Below are 14819 nucleotides of genomic sequence, written 5' to 3'. Positions count from 1 at the left end.
CCCCAACCTTTGCGCAGCTTCGCAGACCGGTGAAGCGTTTTCGTGCACGACGGTATCCCAAACCCCCGTCCCGGTCATTTTGACCAGCCCCCGCAGCGGCCCGGAACGCCCTTGGCCAACTAGTCCATCTTGACTGTTTTCATCGGGAAAGAGGCGCTCCGCGACCACGCGAATCACCCCGCGGAAATCGCGGCCAAGGCCGCCATGCCCTGCCCCGATGCGCGCCGGGAAAACGGTTGTGGGCGCCTCCGAATCATGTGTAGCTACCGGCTGCGGCGACGTTCGGACCGGCCTGAATCCGGCCCCCGCCACGGGAGGAACATCATGATCAAGTCCTTGATTACATGCGATTGTCTCGGCTCGCAGAAGATCGACGCAGAGGCCCTGTCGCGCACCACCGGGCTGGAAGTCCGCCCCCCCTGTTCGGCGCTCTGCACGAAGGAGCTGCCCCGCGCCGCAGAGGCCTTGACGCAGGGTGACACAATTTTCTGCTGCACCCAGGAGGCCCGGGTTTTCGAGGCCCTCGCAGAGGACATGGACCTTGCCGCGCCCCCTACCCTCGACCTGCGCGACCGGGCGGGGTGGAGCGCCGATCCGGCCTCCAAGGTGGCCAAAATGTCCGCGCTGGTGGCCGAGGCGATGCTGCCCGCCGCGCCGGAAAAGACCATCGACGTGATTTCCGAAGGGCTGTGCCTGATCGTCGGCCCGGCAGAGGCCGCGCTGGCTGCCGCCGAACAGCTCAGGGATCACCTTGGCGTCACCGTCCTGCTGCCGCCCGGCGCGGACATTCCCGACACCCGCGCCTTCGACGTCATCACCGGCCGGCTGAGACGCGCCAAGGGCGCGCTCGGACAGTTCGAGGTGGTGATCGACGCGCTGCGCATGGTCGAGCCCGGCGGGCGCGGCGGCTTCACCCTGACGGAACCGCGCGACGGCGGCGCCTCCCAGTGCGATATCCTCCTGGATCTTCGGGGTGACACGCCCCTCTTCCCGGCGCACGAAAAGCGCGAGGGTTACCTGCGCGCCGATCCGAACCACGCCGCCGCCGTTTCTGCCGCGATCCTCGCCGCGTCGCACCTGACCGGCACCTTCGAGAAGACGATGCACGTCCGGATGGAGCCGCTGCTCTGCGCCCATTCCCGGGCCGAGCAGACCGGCTGCACCCGCTGCCTCGACCTCTGCCCCACGGGCGCGATCACGCCGGACGGCGAACATGTCTCCGTCGACCCGCTGATCTGCGCGGGCTGCGGCGCCTGTTCGGCGGTCTGCCCCTCCGGCGCGATCAGCTACGACGCCCCACCGGTGGACCTGACCATGCGCCGGGTCCAGACGCTGGCGAAGGCCTTCCTCGACGCGGGTGGCACCGCGCCGCGCCTGCTGGTCCACGACGACCACGGGGCCGAGATGATCCGCCTCGCCTCCCGCCACCACACCGGCCTGCCCGCCGACGTGATCCCGCTGGAATTGCCGAAGGTCGGCGCCTTCGGCCATGCAGAGATCGTCGCGGCGCTGGCCGCCGGGTTCGCCTCCGTCGCGCTGCTGCCGGGACCGAAGGCGGACATGGAGGCGATCGGCCCGCAGGTCGAACTGGCCCGCGCCATCGGCGGCGCCACCCGCGTGACGGTGATCGACACGCCCGACCCCGAAGCGCTCTCCGACACGCTCTACGGCGCCGAGGCGCCTCAGCCGCTCGACACCGCGAACGTCAGGCCCATGGGCACCCGCCGCCAGATCACCCGTCAGGCGGCGCGGGCGCTGAACCCGGTGGCCGAGGTCCTGCCCCTGCCCGAGGGCGCGCCCTACGGGGCCGTTCTGGTGGATCAGGACGCCTGCACGCTCTGCCTGTCCTGCGTGTCGCTCTGCCCTTCGGGCGCGCTTGGCGACAACCCCGACCGGCCGGAGCTGCGCTTCCAGGAGGACGCCTGCCTGCAATGCGGTCTCTGCGCCAACGTCTGCCCGGAGGCGGCGATCAGCCTTCAGCCGCAGCTCGACCTGACACCCGCGGCCCTGACCCAGCGCATCCTGAAGGAAGAGGAGCCCTTCGCCTGCATCGAATGCGGCAAGCTCTTCGGGGTGAAGTCGACGGTGGAAAAGATCACCGAAAAGCTGCAGTCGCATTCCATGTTCGCGGGCGACCGGCTGCGCATGGTCCAGATGTGCGACGACTGCCGGATCAACGCGCAGTACCACTCCGACGACAATCCCTTCGCCAGCAAGCCGCGCCCGCGGCCGCGCACCACCGAGGACTACCTGTCAAAGCGGCGCGACCACTGATGTCAGCGGAAATCCAGCGGCGCGCCGAGGTCGGCGGCCTCCATCGCCGCGACATAGGCCAACACCGCGTCGACCTCGTCCAGCGTCATCTCCATGGGGACGATCGGGCTGGGCCGTGCCTCGTCGAACGGCGGCGAGACGCCCTCGATCTGGGTAAAGGCTGGGTGCGGGTTCAACGCGTAGAACCCCATGAATCGGTCGACCCAGTCCGGGAAGGCGCGCATGACCATGAAGCTGGGGGTGGAGCCGATGCTGCGCAGCGCGCCACCCTCTTCGACGGCGTGGCAGCGCCCGCATTTCAGGCGCGAGACCTCAAGCCCCAGCGCGGCGTCGCCGTCGGGGACAAATGCCGCGACCTCGCGCTCCTTCGGCTTCGGCAGGGTGAACAGCGCCTCGCCTTCCGGCGCGTAGGAGGTCACGGTGTTGCGCCCGACCTCTCCGGTCAGCCAGTCCGCCAGCTTCGCCGTCCACTCCGTCTGATCGGTGACCTGCATGGACCAGACCGCGCCCGCGCCTTCAAACAGCGGCGTGCCGTCCTCGCTCAGCACCATCTGCGCGGCGGCCGGGTCATCCACGACCTCCACCTGCACCTGCGTCTTCAGCCTGAAGCGCGGCAGGATGTAGTCCAGCAGACCGGAGGCCACCAGCGGCTCCGGCGCGAACAGACGAACGGCACGATCCTGTGCGACCGCCTTGAAGGGCAGCACGGCAAGGGCCAGTATCAGCAACCAGACACGCATGCCGTCCAGCCTATGGGCCGGGCGCGCCATGCGTCAACATCTCAGGGAGCGATCCAATGAGCGACGATTTCAACATGTCCATGCGCAAGTTCCTCAAGCAGGTCGGCGTGACCTCGCAACAGGCCATCGAAGAGGCGATGCGCGACGCCGACACCGCCGGAAAGTCCTTTCCGGTCAAGGCCGTCATCACAATCCCCGAGCTTGGCCTGACCCATGAGGTCACGGGCGAGATCAAGGGTCAGGAGTAAACCTTGGCATCGCGTGAAGAGATCCTCGAGATCCTGAAGACCGTCTCCGCGCCCTCGGGCGAGGACATCGTGGCCGCCGGCGTGGTCCGTGCGCTCGGCGTGGCCGACAGCGGCGTGCGCTTCGTGCTGGAGGTCCCGCCGGGACAGGCCGACAAGTGGCAGCCGGTCAAGACGAAGGCCGAAGAGGCGCTGGCCGCCGCCGGCGTGGGCAACGTCAACATCGCGGTGACCGCAGACGCCCCGCCGCCCGGCCTCGGCGCCAAGCCGAAACCGAAGCCGCAGGGCCCGCAAAAGATCCCCGGCGTCGATCACCTGATCGCCATCGCCTCCGGCAAGGGCGGCGTGGGCAAGTCCACGGTGTCCGCCAACCTCGCCTGCTCGCTGGCGCAGCAGGGTAAGCGCGTGGGCCTGCTGGACGCCGACGTCTACGGCCCGTCGCAGCCGAGGATGCTGGGGGTCTCCGGCCGCCCCGCCTCGCCCGACGGCAAGACGATCCTGCCGCTGCGCAACCACGGCGTCACCATGATGTCCATCGGCCTGATGACCAACGAGGACCAGGCCGTGGTCTGGCGCGGTCCGATGCTGATGGGCGCGCTGCAGCAGATGATGATGCAGGTGCAATGGGGCGCGCTCGACGTGCTGATCGTCGACCTGCCGCCCGGCACCGGCGACGTGCAGATGACGCTGGCACAGAAGGCGCAGGTGGACGGTGCAGTCATCGTCTCCACCCCGCAGGACGTGGCGCTTCTGGACGCGCGCAAGGGCATCGACATGTTCAAACAGCTGAACGTCCCGATCCTCGGGATGATCGAGAACATGTCGACGCACATCTGCTCCAAGTGCGGGCACGAGGAACACGTCTTCGGCCATGGCGGCGTCGCGGCAGAGGCGGCAAAGCTGGGCGTGCCCCTGCTGGCAGAGATCCCGCTGGACCTGCAGATCCGGCTGGCGTCGGACGGCGGCGCGCCCATCGTGGTCAGCCAGCCCGACAGCCCGCAGGCGCAGGGTTTCCACGCGGTGGCCACCGCGCTCATCAAGGGTGCGCTGGCATGAGCGACCTCGCCTTCCCCCCGGCCATGTTCGGCGAGAAGGTCGACGGCGACCCGGCAGAGACGGCGATCCTGCGGGCGATCCAGGGGGTGGATGCGGGCCTCATCACGTACCGCATCGCCTCGGACCAGGTGGGGGCCGCGCTGGTCTTTGCCCCCGAGGTGCCGCTGGCGCAGGCGATGACCATGCTGCCCCTTTGTGGCGTGGGCTTCCAGAACGCGCTTGGCGCCCTCGCCCCGCCCGAAGTGGCCGTGCACCTGGGCTGGAACGGCGGGCTGCGGGTCAACGGCGCGCTCTGCGGCCGGATGCGGGCCTTTGCGTCTTCCACCGATCCGGAGGCCGTGCCCGACTGGCTGGTGATCGCCTGGCAGCTCATCCTGCTGCCGCTGACGGAGGACACGGGGACGGACCCGGACCGCACCGCGCTTTACGCCGAAGGCTGCGCCGACGTCGATCCCGGGATGCTGGTCGAGGCATGGGCCCGCCACACCCTCAACTGGATCGCCAAGTGGGAAGACGCGGGCCCCCGCGCGCTGGCCGCCGAATGGCGCGGGCTGGCGCATGGCGTTGGCGACGACACGGTGCACGACGGCCGCAAGGGCACCTTCCTCGGCGTCGACGAAGACTTCGGGATGCTCCTGCGCGACGCGGATGGCACCCACCTGATCTCGCTCACCACCCTGCTGGAGGACACGCCATGAACCTCGCCCGCGCGATCCACGTGGACGAAAGCGACCAGTACGTCTTTGCCAACCCGGCGCGCACCGGGGAATGGTGCATCTCCGGCGGGTTCGAGTTCTCCGACTGGACGGAGGGCGACCTCACCGGCAAGCAGCGGCAGGCCTTCGCCAACGGCTGGCTGGGGCTGGAAACCGGCGGGCGCGTCACCTTCGTCGCCGTCACCCCCGTCACGCCCGAAGAGGTCGCCGACCTCGAGGTGAAGCTGGCGCAGCACTTCGTCACTTACTACGGCGCGCCCTCGGTCGATGCCGCCCGCCCCGTCGCCCGCGAAGAGATCTTCCACATGGCCGACCTCTGCGAGGAACACGCGCCCAACACCCTGCTGACCGTCATGCGCGACCTGACCGAGGCCGGCGTGCGCGAGGTTTTCCGTGTGATCGATCCGGAGGATGCCGACCTCGACCAGTTCGCCGTGCACGGCTCGCTGGACGAGTGACCGGGACAGCCCCACCCCGGCGCAGCCCGCTGCGTTCCATCCGGGTGCGGCTGCTGTTCCTTGCGCTGGCGCCGCTGGTTATCCTGACGCCCCTCCTGCTGCTGGTGGGCATGACCCGCTGGACGGCGGACTACGACAAGGTGCTGATCGCAAACGTCGAATCCGACCTGCGCATCGCCGAGCAATACCTTGCCCGGATCATGACCACCACCGGCGAGGACCTGTCCGGCGTGGCGGGCAGCGTCGGTTTCGCCGAAGAACTCGACGCCTCCGAGGCCGCGTTGCAGGCATATCTCGACGACACGCGGCGGGCGCTCGGGCTCGACATCCTCTATTACCTGCCGGGCGGGCAGACGTCGGACTGGCCGGTGATCGACAGTGCGCTGAAGGGCACGCCCGCCACCGCCATCGACCTCTTCGACGCCGAGACGCTCACCGCCTTCTCACCCGATCTGGCCGCCCGCGCGCGGATCGAGCTGATCCCGACCCGCGCCGCCGTGCCCACCGACCGCACGGTCGAGGACCGCGGCATGGTCGTGCACGCCGCGACGCCCGTCCGCCTGCCCGGCCATGACGGCGCGCTGGTGGGCGGCATCCTCCTGAACCGCAACCTGCAGTTCATCGACACGATCAACGCGCTGGTCTACCTGAACGCCGTCACCGGCGGCGACCGGCAGGGCACCGCGACGCTGTTCCTCGACGACGTGCGGGTCTCGACCAACGTGCGCCTGTTCGAGGATGTGCGCGCGCTTGGCACGCGGGTCTCTGCCGTGGTGCGCAGGCAGGTGCTGGACGAGCAGGAGACATGGCTCGACCGGGCCTTCGTCGTCAACGACTGGTACATCTCCGGCTACCTGCCGCTGCACGACAGTTTCGGCGAGGCGGTGGGCATGCTCTACGTCGGTTTCCTCGAAGCGCCCTTCACCCATGCCAAGCGCACCGCCTTCGTCATCATGCTGGCCGCCTTCGCCGCCGTGGTGCTGCTGTCCGCGCCCCTGTTCCTGTGGCTGGCCAAGGGCGTCTTCGACCCGCTGGAACAGATGACCCGGACCATGCGGCGCGTGCAGGACGGCGACCTGTCCGCCCGCAATGCCGTGCCCCGCTCCGGGGACGAGATCGGACAGGTGGCGGGACACCTCGACGACCTTCTCGACCAGGTGCAGGAGCGCGACACACAGCTGCGCGCATGGGCGTCCGAGCTGAACCAGAGGGTCGAGGAACGCACCGCCGAACTGCGCGAGGCCAACGCCAAGCTGGAGGACACCTGGCGGCAACTGGTGATGAGCGAAAAGCTTGCCTCCATCGGCGAGATCACCGCCGGCGTCGCGCATGAGATCAACAACCCGGTGGCGGTCATCCAGGGCAACCTCGACGTGCTGCGCGAGACGCTGGGCGACGCCGCCCAACCCGTCCAGACAGAGATCGACCTGATCGACGGGCAGGTCGCGCGGATCAACGCCATCGTCGGCAAGCTGCTGCAATTCGCCCGGCCCGACGACTTCTCGGGGACGGAACGCGCGGTGGACCTTGCCCCGGTGGTGCGCGACTGCCTCGTGCTGGTGGAACACGTCCTGACCCGCGCCGACATCCGTGTCGAAACCGCGCTGGCAGAGGCCCCCCGCGTCGCCATCGGGGCCGGTGAGATGCAGCAGGTGGTCATCAACCTCGTGGTGAATGCCGTGCACGCGATGGAGCACAGCGGCACGATCTTCCTGACGCTGGACGCAGAGGACCGCAACGGCCGCCCGGGCGCGGCGCTCAGGGTGCGCGACACCGGGCCGGGCGTGCCGGAGAAGCTTCTCGACACGGTGTTCGACCCCTTCTTCACCACCAAGCAGGCAGAGGGCACGGGTCTGGGTCTGTCGATTTCGCAGACCCTGATCCAGCGCGCCGGGGGGCGGATCAGCTACCGCAACCCGCCGGAGGGCGGCGCGGAGTTCCTCGTCTGGCTTCCCGCCTCGGGCGAGACCTGAGTCCCCGCCGGACCGGGTCCGGCAGCGGGGGTATTGAATAAATGACTTCCGGAATCCGTTCGCGTGCCCATATGCTGGTGACGACTGGTAATGTCATTGAAAATGGACAGCCCGCCCGCAGCCGGTTTTGACGTTGCACCATGGGTTGTCTAAGGTACTATCACTTTGGATTAAATCAGGTTCGAACGATGGCTTTGAAACAAGATTCCCGTATGGGGAAGTTGTCGACCGCGCTCGGCAAGGACGTATTGGTCCTCCAGCGGTTCGAAGGTTTGGACCGGATGAACGGGCTCTTCGAATACCATGTGGCATGCCTGTCCGAAAACGAGGACATCAATTTCGATGACCTGCTGGGCACGAACGCCACGGTGACGCTCAAGTCCCAGGACGACTCCGACAAGTTCTTCAGCGGTCTGGTGACCGAGGCGCGCTGGCTGGGCGCCGGCGACAACGGCATCCGGTACGAGCTGACGCTGAAGCCGTGGTTCTGGCTGGCGACCCTGCGGCGCAACCAGCGGATCTTCCACGAGAAGACCGTGATCGAGATCCTCCAGGAGCTGCTGAGCCCCTACGGGACATTGACGGTCAACACCCAGGGCTCCTACCCGACGCTGGAATACACCGTACAGTTCAACGAAAGCGACTTCGACTTTGCCGTGCGGATGATGGAACGCCACGGCATCAGCTACTTCTTCAAGATGAGCGACGGCAACCACGACATGGTGCTGACCGATTCCGTCGAAAGCCACGACGTGCTGGGCAGTTTCCCGGTGAAGCCCTACGTCGGCCACCACCAGGAAGACACCGAACACCTGTGGGAATGGCGCCCGGAACGGCGGATGACCACCGGCGCCATCCGGATGACAGACTACAACTTCAAGACGCCCACCACCGTGATGGAGAAGGATCAGACCGGCAGCGCCGCCTATGCGCACGGGCAGATCGAAAGCTTCGACTGGCCGGGCGACTACCTCGATCCCGGACGCGGCGGCGAGATGGTCTCGCTCGGGCTCGACCGGGCGCAGGGCCATGACAAGCGGTACGAGGCGATGGGCGACATCGTGGGTCTCGTCTCCGGCCTGAAGATCACCGTTTCGGGCGACAGTTCGGAGGTGCCGGGCAAGGGCGACGAATACCTCTGCCTTGTCGCGCACCATTCCTACACCTCCGACAACTACGGCTCGGGCGGCACCTCCGGCGACGGGTTCGCCTTTACCGCGCGCTACGTGATGATGCCGGTGACCGCCCCGCTGATCCCGGAGAAGAAAAGCCGCCGCGCCGATGTGCGCGGGCCGATGACCGCGCTCGTCGTGGGCGCCGAGGGCGAAGAGATCGATTGCGACGAATACGGCCGCATCCTCGTCCGCTTCCCCTGGGACCTCAGCGACGCGCGCTCCATGCGCTGCCGCGTGTCGCAGAACTGGGGCGGCGGAAGCTGGGGCGGCATGATCATCCCGCGCATCGGGATGGAGGTGGTCGTCGAATTCCTCGACGGCGACCCGGACAAGCCGCTGGTGACGGGCTGCGTCTACAATGGCAAGAACATGGTCGCCTACCCCCTGCCCGCCCACAAGACGAAGTCGGTCTTCCGCACCGACAGCCACAAGGCCACCGGCTTCAACGAGATGGTCTTCGAGGACGAGCCGGGCCAGGAAAACATCGCCTTCAAGGCGCAGCAGGACTGGTCGCGGCTGGTGCTCAACGACTCGATCAGCCGGGTGAAACGGCACGACATCGAGAGCGTCGGCATGAACAAGATGGTCGAGGTCGGCAACAACCTGAAGATGGAGGCCGGCGGCTCGGTCAACATCTCCTCGGGCGGCACCGGCCCCAACATCAAGAACCTGCTGGGCGGCATCGGCGGCCTGATGGGCAAGTCGCAGTCGCTGGTGAAGAAGGGCGCGTCCGAAGGCGGCGGCTCGTCCGGCGGCGACCTGGGCAAGTTCGCCAGCACCATCGGCGCCAAGGATCTCGGTTTCATCTCCGGCGACGGCGGGGCCGGACGGACGGGGATGCACGGCGCCGACGAGGAAGGCAAGGACGCCAACCACAAGCTGCGCGAGGACGGCTCCAAGTACGGCGAAAGCGGCTATTCCCTGTTCAAGAGCCCGGGCGTGGTCAACACCTTCGCGTCGAACTTCCGCTCGGACACCACCGGGGTCGCGTCTGTGGAATCGGTCGGCCTGACCAAGATCCTGAACGTCGGCGGCGCGGTGAAGGAGCAGGTCGGCAAGAAGATGACCACCGATGTCGGCGAGGACATCGAGATGACCTCCGGCAAGTCCATCCTGAACAAGACGATGAAGCACACGCTGATCGCCACGCAGAAGTTCACGATCGCCGCGCCCGGCGCCACGATCGAGATGGACGCCTCCGGCATCACCATCAAGGCGTTCAGCATGAAGGTGCAGTGCCCCTCGGTGGACTTCAACATGGGCGCGCCCAGCCAGGCGACGGTGTTGCAGGCGCCCCAGGCCTTCTGCGAAGAATGCCAGGGCACGGCAGGGGGTGATTGATGAACGAAGTGGTCACGCACATGTCGGACCCGGCAGCCAGCGCGGACGAGGCGCTGGCCCTTGCGCTGGAAAAGGCCTGCGGTCCGGACCAGGTTGCCTACCTGCTGGTCGACGCCAGCAAGTCGCCCGCGACACAGTTCATCATCGAGACCATGACCGACGACGCGCTGTGCCTGTTCGACGGACAGGCCTTCGAGGATCTGGCCGCCTATGCCCCGTGGCTGGTGCCGCTGAACGGCTCCGGCCGGCGGGTGTTCGACTGGTTCATGGAGGAAGGCTGGAACAAGGACTGGGGCCTGTTCCTGATCGCCGGGCCGGAGGCGAAGAAGGTGAAGACTTCGCTCAAGCGGTCCCTGCGGGTCAAGACGGAGGACGACAAGGAGCTGTTCTTCAAGTTCTACCGTCCCAGCGTCTTCAACACCTACCTGCCCGCCATGGAACCGGAGCAATGCGCCTACGTGCTGCGTGACCTGTCGCAGGTCTGGGCCGAGGACTCCGACAATCCCAACCTCGTGCACCGCTATGCCATCCGCGAAGGCACCCTGCGCCGTGCCGACCTGAGCCTGACTGTCGCCGAGGATGCCTGATGCCACCGCGGCTCACTCTGAACCTCAGCCAGCGGTCGGCGCCGCTCAATGACGACCGGGCCTTCGCCAGGGCTTACGTCGAAGAGGTGATGAAGACCCACCTGCCCCAGGACTACTGGTCGCTCTCGCCCGAGGGCCGGATCGAGATGACCATGAACGGCCGCCGCTACGCGCGGCATTTCGGCATCCGGGACGTCCCCTCACAGATGATGTTCATCACGCTGATGTGGGAGGTAGGGGCAAATTTCTTCATGTTTTCAGGGTTTAAGGAGATCGCGGTCAGCGCGGTCGAAGGCCCTGCCAAGATAGACGCCTTCTTCGAGGTCGACAGCGACCTCGCAGCCGAGGCGATCATGAATGCGGATCCCAGGTACTGGTATCCGGAGATGGCCGGGATCACCGGCCTGAACGGATGAAGCACCTGATGTGAGCCCTGCGTCATGAGCAAGTACCTGAAGGACGAAGGCGTCGATCCGGAGGCCGTGCGCGCCCAGCACAAGCAGGTCGACGACATGTACAAGGACATCGCGACCGAGATCGGCTTTGCCGTCGGCGGCGCGATCCCCGGTGCCGGCATCGCGGTCGACGCGGCCTCGGCGGTGCGCTCGGCGTGGCAGGGCGACTGGTTCGGCGCGGCGGTCGACGTCTTCGGCATGATCCCCGGCTGGGGGGATGCCGCGAAGGCGGCCAAGGTCACCGACAAGGTCAACACCATCCGCCGCACCATCGACGTTGCACGGACCGGGCTGAAGGCATCCTACCGGCAGACCAAGCAGGCGGCGGCGAAATACTGGGACGACGTCGTCAAGAAGCAGAAGGCGGCCTACGAGGCCGCGGCCAAGAAGTGCAACGGCACGAAGGAATGCCTCGAGAAGCTCGAGAAGATGAAATACCCGCCGCATTACGACCAGGTGCCGACCAACGGCACATGGACCAGCGGCAGCAAGGGCGACGGCTGGTTCCAGCCCGCCGACGCCTCGAAGCCCCCGATCAAGTACACTAACGGCTTTCCGGACCTCTCGCCGCATTCGAAGGGCAACGTCGACATCCCGATGAAGGGCAACCATTCGTCGGATTTCACCAATGCCGACAAGGCGATGCGCGAACAGCTGGGCGACGACAACTGGACCCGGCCCGAAGGCTACACTTGGCACCACCACGAAAACGGCACGACGATGCAGCTTGTGCCGCAGGACATCCATTCGACCAGCAAGGGCGGCTACGCCACGCACACCGGCGGCGCCGCGCTTTACAAGGGCAGCCACCAGTCCGAATTCTAACCCCCGCAGACAGGGGCAAGGGAGACCGCCATGCCACAAGATCCGATCATCGCCCCCGAAGGCAGCGCCTGGCCCGACGAAGCCGCGCTGTCCGACGCCGTGGCAGAGCTGGAGGCCGCGCTCGGCACCACCCTGCCCGAGCCCTACCGCAGCTTCCTGCTGACCTATGGCGGCGGCGCGCCCTACCCGCTGATCTTCGACTACGCCCCCGACGAGGACGATCCGGAACGCTTCCTCGACCGGCTGAACCGGCCCGCCCGCGTGCAGGAACTGTTCACCGGCAAGACCTTCGGCGACGGCACCCCGCAGGGATTTGCCGCCATCGGCGAGGACCCCGGCGGGCTGATCGTGCTCCTGTCGCTGCATCCGGGCGATTTCGGCGCGATCTACGCCTGGTCCGCCACCGCAGAACCCTGGGGCGGCCCGAACAACGCCCCTGACATGTTGGTGCCCCTGGGGCCCGATTTCGGCGCTTTCATGGCCTCGCTCTATGAAACCGAGGACCTCATGGGCTACGAACACTGGAGCACGCCGCAGCGCCGCGCCCTGCAGCGGGACCTCGTGCTGCCATGATCCCCGAAATGCTCGCCCTGACCTTCCCGGAGAACTGGCCGCCGACGCTGACTCTTGCGTCGCTGCCGGGTGTCTCCGTGACCCTGTCGGACGGCGACGCAGAGACACTGGGCAGCCAGTCGGCGCTGTTCCGGGAGATTTACGGCGACACCCGGCAGATCGGGTTCAGCCCGGGCTTCGAGAAGGCCATCGCCAAGGCGCTGGAGGAATTCCCCGAAGGCGTGGTGCCCCGCATCGGCATGTGCAGCTGGAAGGCTTCCACCGTTGTGCACGCGCCCTGCCGCAGCGTGGCCGACGTGATGCGCGTCATTACCGCCAACGACCCGCGCGTCGCGCAGGCGATATTCGACCACCGCATCAGCAAGCGCCGCGTCGTCCTGCACCTTCGCGCCTGGCGCGACATTCCCGACTGGGCGGAATTCCGGCTGTTTGTAAAGCGCCGCCGCCTTGTCGGCGTGTCGCAGTACGCCTGGCAGCAGACCTTTCCCCAGATCGCCACACAGCACGCGGCCATCGTGACGGCTGTCAACGCGCTGCTCAGGGACATCTGGGACGACCTTCACATGGACGACGTGGTGATCGACGTCTGCGTCCTGCCGGAAGGCGACGCGCTGAAGGCATGGCTGATCGAGCTGAACCCCTTCGACCGCCGTTCCGATGCCTGTCTCTACCGCTGGGAAAACGGCGGAGACTTCGACGGCGGTTTCAGATACAATAGATACCAAGACGCGGCGGCCTTCCACGGGACCCCGCACAACGGGTCCGCGTCCGGGTCGTATTCCGGATCTGCATAAGGGCCGGGCCCCGGGAATTACGAAGAGGCTATTGAAAGAAAGGATTTCAGAATGGGACAACCGATTTGCTGTCTCGGCGACATGCACACCTGCAACATCACCATCCCGGCCAGCCCGGTCAGCCCCGCGATCAAGCACCTCGGCGGGCCGGTCGTCCAGCCGGGCCAGTTCCACGTCCGCGTGATGGGGCGCCCGGTGGCCGTCGTGACAGGTCAGACGATCTGCATGAACCTCATCATCCCGCCCGGCGCGCCGCCGGTGCCGACGCCCGACCCGATGGTCAAGGGATCGATGATGGTGCGGATCAACAACCTGCCGGTGATGCGGATCACCGACCTCTGTTCCCACGGCGGGCAGATGTCGACCGGCAACCCCATGGTCAAGATCGCCATGTGACCGGTCCGGGCGGCGGTTGACAGCTGTCAACCAACCCGGTCAACCTGCCTGCGCCGGCCGTCCTGGCCGGCGTTTGATTGAAAGGGGTTCGTATCCATGTCCTTGCGCACATTCGCCTGTATCGCCGCCTTTGCCTGCCCGTCGCTCTCCGCGCCCGTAAGCGCGCAGGAGGATGTCGCCAACGGCCAGAAATTCGGCGCGTGGACGGTGTCCTGCGAGGCGCTCGGCAAGAACCGCACCACCTGCATTCTGACACAGACCCTGAGCCGCGATACCGACAATGCCTTCATCGCGCAGATGATGGCCTTCTGGTCGTCGGACGGCAGCCAGCGCTTCATCGCTGCGCGCGTGCCCATGGGCGCCTACCTGCCCTCCGGCTTTGCGATCAGGGCCGAGGAATCCGACGAGGCGATCCCCTTCGTCTGGCAGTCCTGCTTTGGCGACGTCTGCGAGGCCATGCGCCAGGTCGACGGCGAAGAGATCGACACCGTCGCGCTGGAGAAGGGCACCGTGCTGGGCAGCTTCCGCCCCCGGCTGGGGATGGAGCCGTTCGTCTTCCGCTTCTCGATGGAAGGGCTGGACGCCGGGCTCGAGGCGCTGCGCCCCGCTGCCGCGGAGTGACCGGAGGCAGTTGACGGCTGTCAACCTCACGCCGCCCGCCGTCCACCGCCATTGAGCAGCGCCATCACCATCGGCTTGGTCGAAAATGCACCTTCCGCGCCGCGCATCGAGAGACTGCGGAGATAGCCGCCCGGGCTCTGGATCTGTTCGGCATTCTGGAAGATGCAGGCCACGGTCACGGCGGCATTGCAGGCGCCACCATCGCCGGGATCGAGACATCACACATGATCCGCAAGCGGCAGATCACGGCCAACGGGGAAACGACTTTCCAGATTTTCGACTGGCTCGCAGCATACGCCTGTCCTGCGGCCAAGGCATTCCGCTTTCAGGAAAACTTGTCGACAGAATCGTCGGGCTGGACCATTCGCCGGGGTCCGCTCACTCGCCGCAGCTTATTTCGCAGGACTGCCCGGCCTGCGCCATCCGCGCCGAGCAACTGAAACACATTCTTCGTCAGATCCAGCTCGGCCGCGATAATCTCCGACATGATCGTCCTACTTTGCGGATCAACGCAAACACACCTTGGCACCCCGATGCCGTCGGGTGGCAGTCAGAACATCAAAGCCGCCGCGCCGACGATAACGACGACC

The 14819-nt window shown here is 66.8% G+C and carries 16 protein-coding genes and 2 pseudogenes; 15 read left to right on the top strand and 3 right to left on the bottom strand.

Translation table 11 applies throughout. The annotated features are described in order from the left end of the window. Positions 1–324 precede the first annotated feature (324 nt). Complete coding sequence (locus CDO87_RS22580; protein ID WP_100931174.1) at positions 325–2274, top strand: 4Fe-4S binding protein; 1950 nt, start codon at positions 325–327, stop codon at positions 2272–2274. A gap of 2 nt (positions 2275–2276) precedes the next feature. Here the strand turns inward: CDO87_RS22580 and CDO87_RS22575 are convergent, their stop codons facing one another. Further along, complete coding sequence (locus CDO87_RS22575; protein WP_254698491.1) at positions 2277–3014, bottom strand: hypothetical protein; 738 nt, start codon at positions 3012–3014, stop codon at positions 2277–2279. 56 nt (positions 3015–3070) lie between these two features. Here CDO87_RS22575 and CDO87_RS22570 point away from each other — a divergent pair, with 56 nt between their 5' ends. From CDO87_RS22570 to CDO87_RS22510, 13 genes are all read left to right on the top strand, one after another. Then, the gene (locus tag CDO87_RS22570; RefSeq protein WP_100931172.1) at positions 3071–3262 is read left to right on the top strand and encodes a DUF6494 family protein; all 192 of its coding nucleotides are present in this window, start codon (positions 3071–3073) and stop codon (positions 3260–3262) included. 3 nt (positions 3263–3265) lie between these two features. Continuing rightward, complete coding sequence (locus CDO87_RS22565) at positions 3266–4315, top strand: Mrp/NBP35 family ATP-binding protein (RefSeq protein ID WP_100931171.1); 1050 nt, start codon at positions 3266–3268, stop codon at positions 4313–4315. Then, positions 4312–5013, top strand: a complete 702-nt coding sequence (locus CDO87_RS22560; RefSeq protein WP_100931170.1) for a biotin/lipoate--protein ligase family protein — start codon at positions 4312–4314, stop codon at positions 5011–5013. The genes CDO87_RS22565 and CDO87_RS22560 overlap by 4 nt, the downstream gene beginning before the upstream one ends. Next, a complete protein-coding gene (locus CDO87_RS22555; protein ID WP_100931169.1) occupies positions 5010–5489 on the top strand; it encodes a DUF6505 family protein in 480 nt (159 codons plus the stop codon). The genes CDO87_RS22560 and CDO87_RS22555 overlap by 4 nt, the downstream gene beginning before the upstream one ends. A 29-nt stretch (positions 5490–5518) precedes the next feature. After that, on the top strand, positions 5519–7462 hold the full coding sequence (locus tag CDO87_RS22550) for a cache domain-containing protein (RefSeq protein WP_254698496.1): 1944 nt from the start codon (positions 5519–5521) through the stop codon (positions 7460–7462). 212 nt (positions 7463–7674) lie between these two features. After that, positions 7675–9978: a type VI secretion system Vgr family protein gene (locus CDO87_RS22545; RefSeq protein WP_157815090.1), complete on the top strand. Its 2304-nt coding sequence runs from the start codon at positions 7675–7677 to the stop codon at positions 9976–9978. Further along, positions 9978–10565 carry a DUF4123 domain-containing protein gene (locus tag CDO87_RS22540; RefSeq protein ID WP_100931167.1) on the top strand — a complete coding sequence of 196 codons (588 nt, stop codon included), beginning with the start codon at positions 9978–9980 and terminating at the stop codon, positions 10563–10565. Before CDO87_RS22545 ends, CDO87_RS22540 begins: the two co-directional genes overlap by 1 nt. Next, positions 10565–10981, top strand: coding sequence for a hypothetical protein (locus tag CDO87_RS22535; RefSeq protein WP_100931166.1), 417 nt, complete (start codon positions 10565–10567; stop codon positions 10979–10981). The genes CDO87_RS22540 and CDO87_RS22535 overlap by 1 nt, the downstream gene beginning before the upstream one ends. Positions 10982–11005: 24 nt before the next feature. Next, positions 11006–11845 (top strand): HNH endonuclease, encoded by an 840-nt coding sequence (locus tag CDO87_RS22530; protein WP_100931165.1) that lies wholly within the window; start codon positions 11006–11008, stop codon positions 11843–11845. A 30-nt stretch (positions 11846–11875) separates the two neighbouring features. Then, positions 11876–12418: an SMI1/KNR4 family protein gene (locus tag CDO87_RS22525; protein ID WP_100931164.1), complete on the top strand. Its 543-nt coding sequence runs from the start codon at positions 11876–11878 to the stop codon at positions 12416–12418. Then, positions 12415–13212 carry a hypothetical protein gene (locus CDO87_RS22520; RefSeq protein WP_100931163.1) on the top strand — a complete coding sequence of 266 codons (798 nt, stop codon included), beginning with the start codon at positions 12415–12417 and terminating at the stop codon, positions 13210–13212. Before CDO87_RS22525 ends, CDO87_RS22520 begins: the two co-directional genes overlap by 4 nt. A gap of 51 nt (positions 13213–13263) precedes the next feature. Further along, a complete protein-coding gene (locus CDO87_RS22515; protein WP_100931162.1) occupies positions 13264–13608 on the top strand; it encodes a PAAR domain-containing protein in 345 nt (114 codons plus the stop codon). A 96-nt stretch (positions 13609–13704) separates the two neighbouring features. Then, positions 13705–14229: an invasion associated locus B family protein gene (locus CDO87_RS22510; protein ID WP_100931161.1), complete on the top strand. Its 525-nt coding sequence runs from the start codon at positions 13705–13707 to the stop codon at positions 14227–14229. A gap of 26 nt (positions 14230–14255) precedes the next feature. Here CDO87_RS22510 and repC read toward each other — a convergent pair whose 3' ends face one another. Beyond that, positions 14256–14408: a replication initiation protein RepC gene (repC, locus tag CDO87_RS22505; RefSeq protein WP_100931160.1), complete on the bottom strand. Its 153-nt coding sequence runs from the start codon at positions 14406–14408 to the stop codon at positions 14256–14258. A gap of 15 nt (positions 14409–14423) precedes the next feature. Between repC and CDO87_RS27330 the strand changes: the two are divergent. Continuing rightward, a pseudogene (locus tag CDO87_RS27330) lies at positions 14424–14522 on the top strand (IS6 family transposase); the annotation flags it as partial. Positions 14523–14611: 89 nt separating this feature from the next. On the opposite strand, the pseudogene CDO87_RS22495 reads toward CDO87_RS27330, so the two are convergent. Then, positions 14612–14716: pseudogene (locus CDO87_RS22495) on the bottom strand (IS110 family transposase); the annotation flags it as partial. Positions 14717–14819 lie beyond the last annotated feature (103 nt).

This window comes from Sagittula sp. P11, assembly GCF_002814095.1.
In the GTDB taxonomy this organism is placed as follows: domain Bacteria; phylum Pseudomonadota; class Alphaproteobacteria; order Rhodobacterales; family Rhodobacteraceae; genus Sagittula.
Note: the sequence above shows the minus strand (reverse complement) of the source record. Positions and strands in the feature narration are given on the sequence as shown.

Coding starts and splice junctions, on each gene's coding strand:
- CDO87_RS22535 (WP_100931166.1), top strand. CDS start 10,565: ATGCCACCGCGGCTCACTCTGAACCTCAGCCAGCGGTCGGCGCCGCTC.
- CDO87_RS22510 (WP_100931161.1), top strand. CDS start 13,705: ATGTCCTTGCGCACATTCGCCTGTATCGCCGCCTTTGCCTGCCCGTCG.
- CDO87_RS22575 (WP_254698491.1), bottom strand. CDS start 3,014: ATGCGTGTCTGGTTGCTGATACTGGCCCTTGCCGTGCTGCCCTTCAAG.
- CDO87_RS22530 (WP_100931165.1), top strand. CDS start 11,006: ATGAGCAAGTACCTGAAGGACGAAGGCGTCGATCCGGAGGCCGTGCGC.
- CDO87_RS22560 (WP_100931170.1), top strand. CDS start 4,312: ATGAGCGACCTCGCCTTCCCCCCGGCCATGTTCGGCGAGAAGGTCGAC.
- CDO87_RS22555 (WP_100931169.1), top strand. CDS start 5,010: ATGAACCTCGCCCGCGCGATCCACGTGGACGAAAGCGACCAGTACGTC.
- CDO87_RS22525 (WP_100931164.1), top strand. CDS start 11,876: ATGCCACAAGATCCGATCATCGCCCCCGAAGGCAGCGCCTGGCCCGAC.
- CDO87_RS22515 (WP_100931162.1), top strand. CDS start 13,264: ATGGGACAACCGATTTGCTGTCTCGGCGACATGCACACCTGCAACATC.
- CDO87_RS22580 (WP_100931174.1), top strand. CDS start 325: ATGATCAAGTCCTTGATTACATGCGATTGTCTCGGCTCGCAGAAGATC.
- CDO87_RS22570 (WP_100931172.1), top strand. CDS start 3,071: ATGAGCGACGATTTCAACATGTCCATGCGCAAGTTCCTCAAGCAGGTC.
- CDO87_RS22540 (WP_100931167.1), top strand. CDS start 9,978: ATGAACGAAGTGGTCACGCACATGTCGGACCCGGCAGCCAGCGCGGAC.
- CDO87_RS22545 (WP_157815090.1), top strand. CDS start 7,675: ATGGGGAAGTTGTCGACCGCGCTCGGCAAGGACGTATTGGTCCTCCAG.
- CDO87_RS22520 (WP_100931163.1), top strand. CDS start 12,415: ATGATCCCCGAAATGCTCGCCCTGACCTTCCCGGAGAACTGGCCGCCG.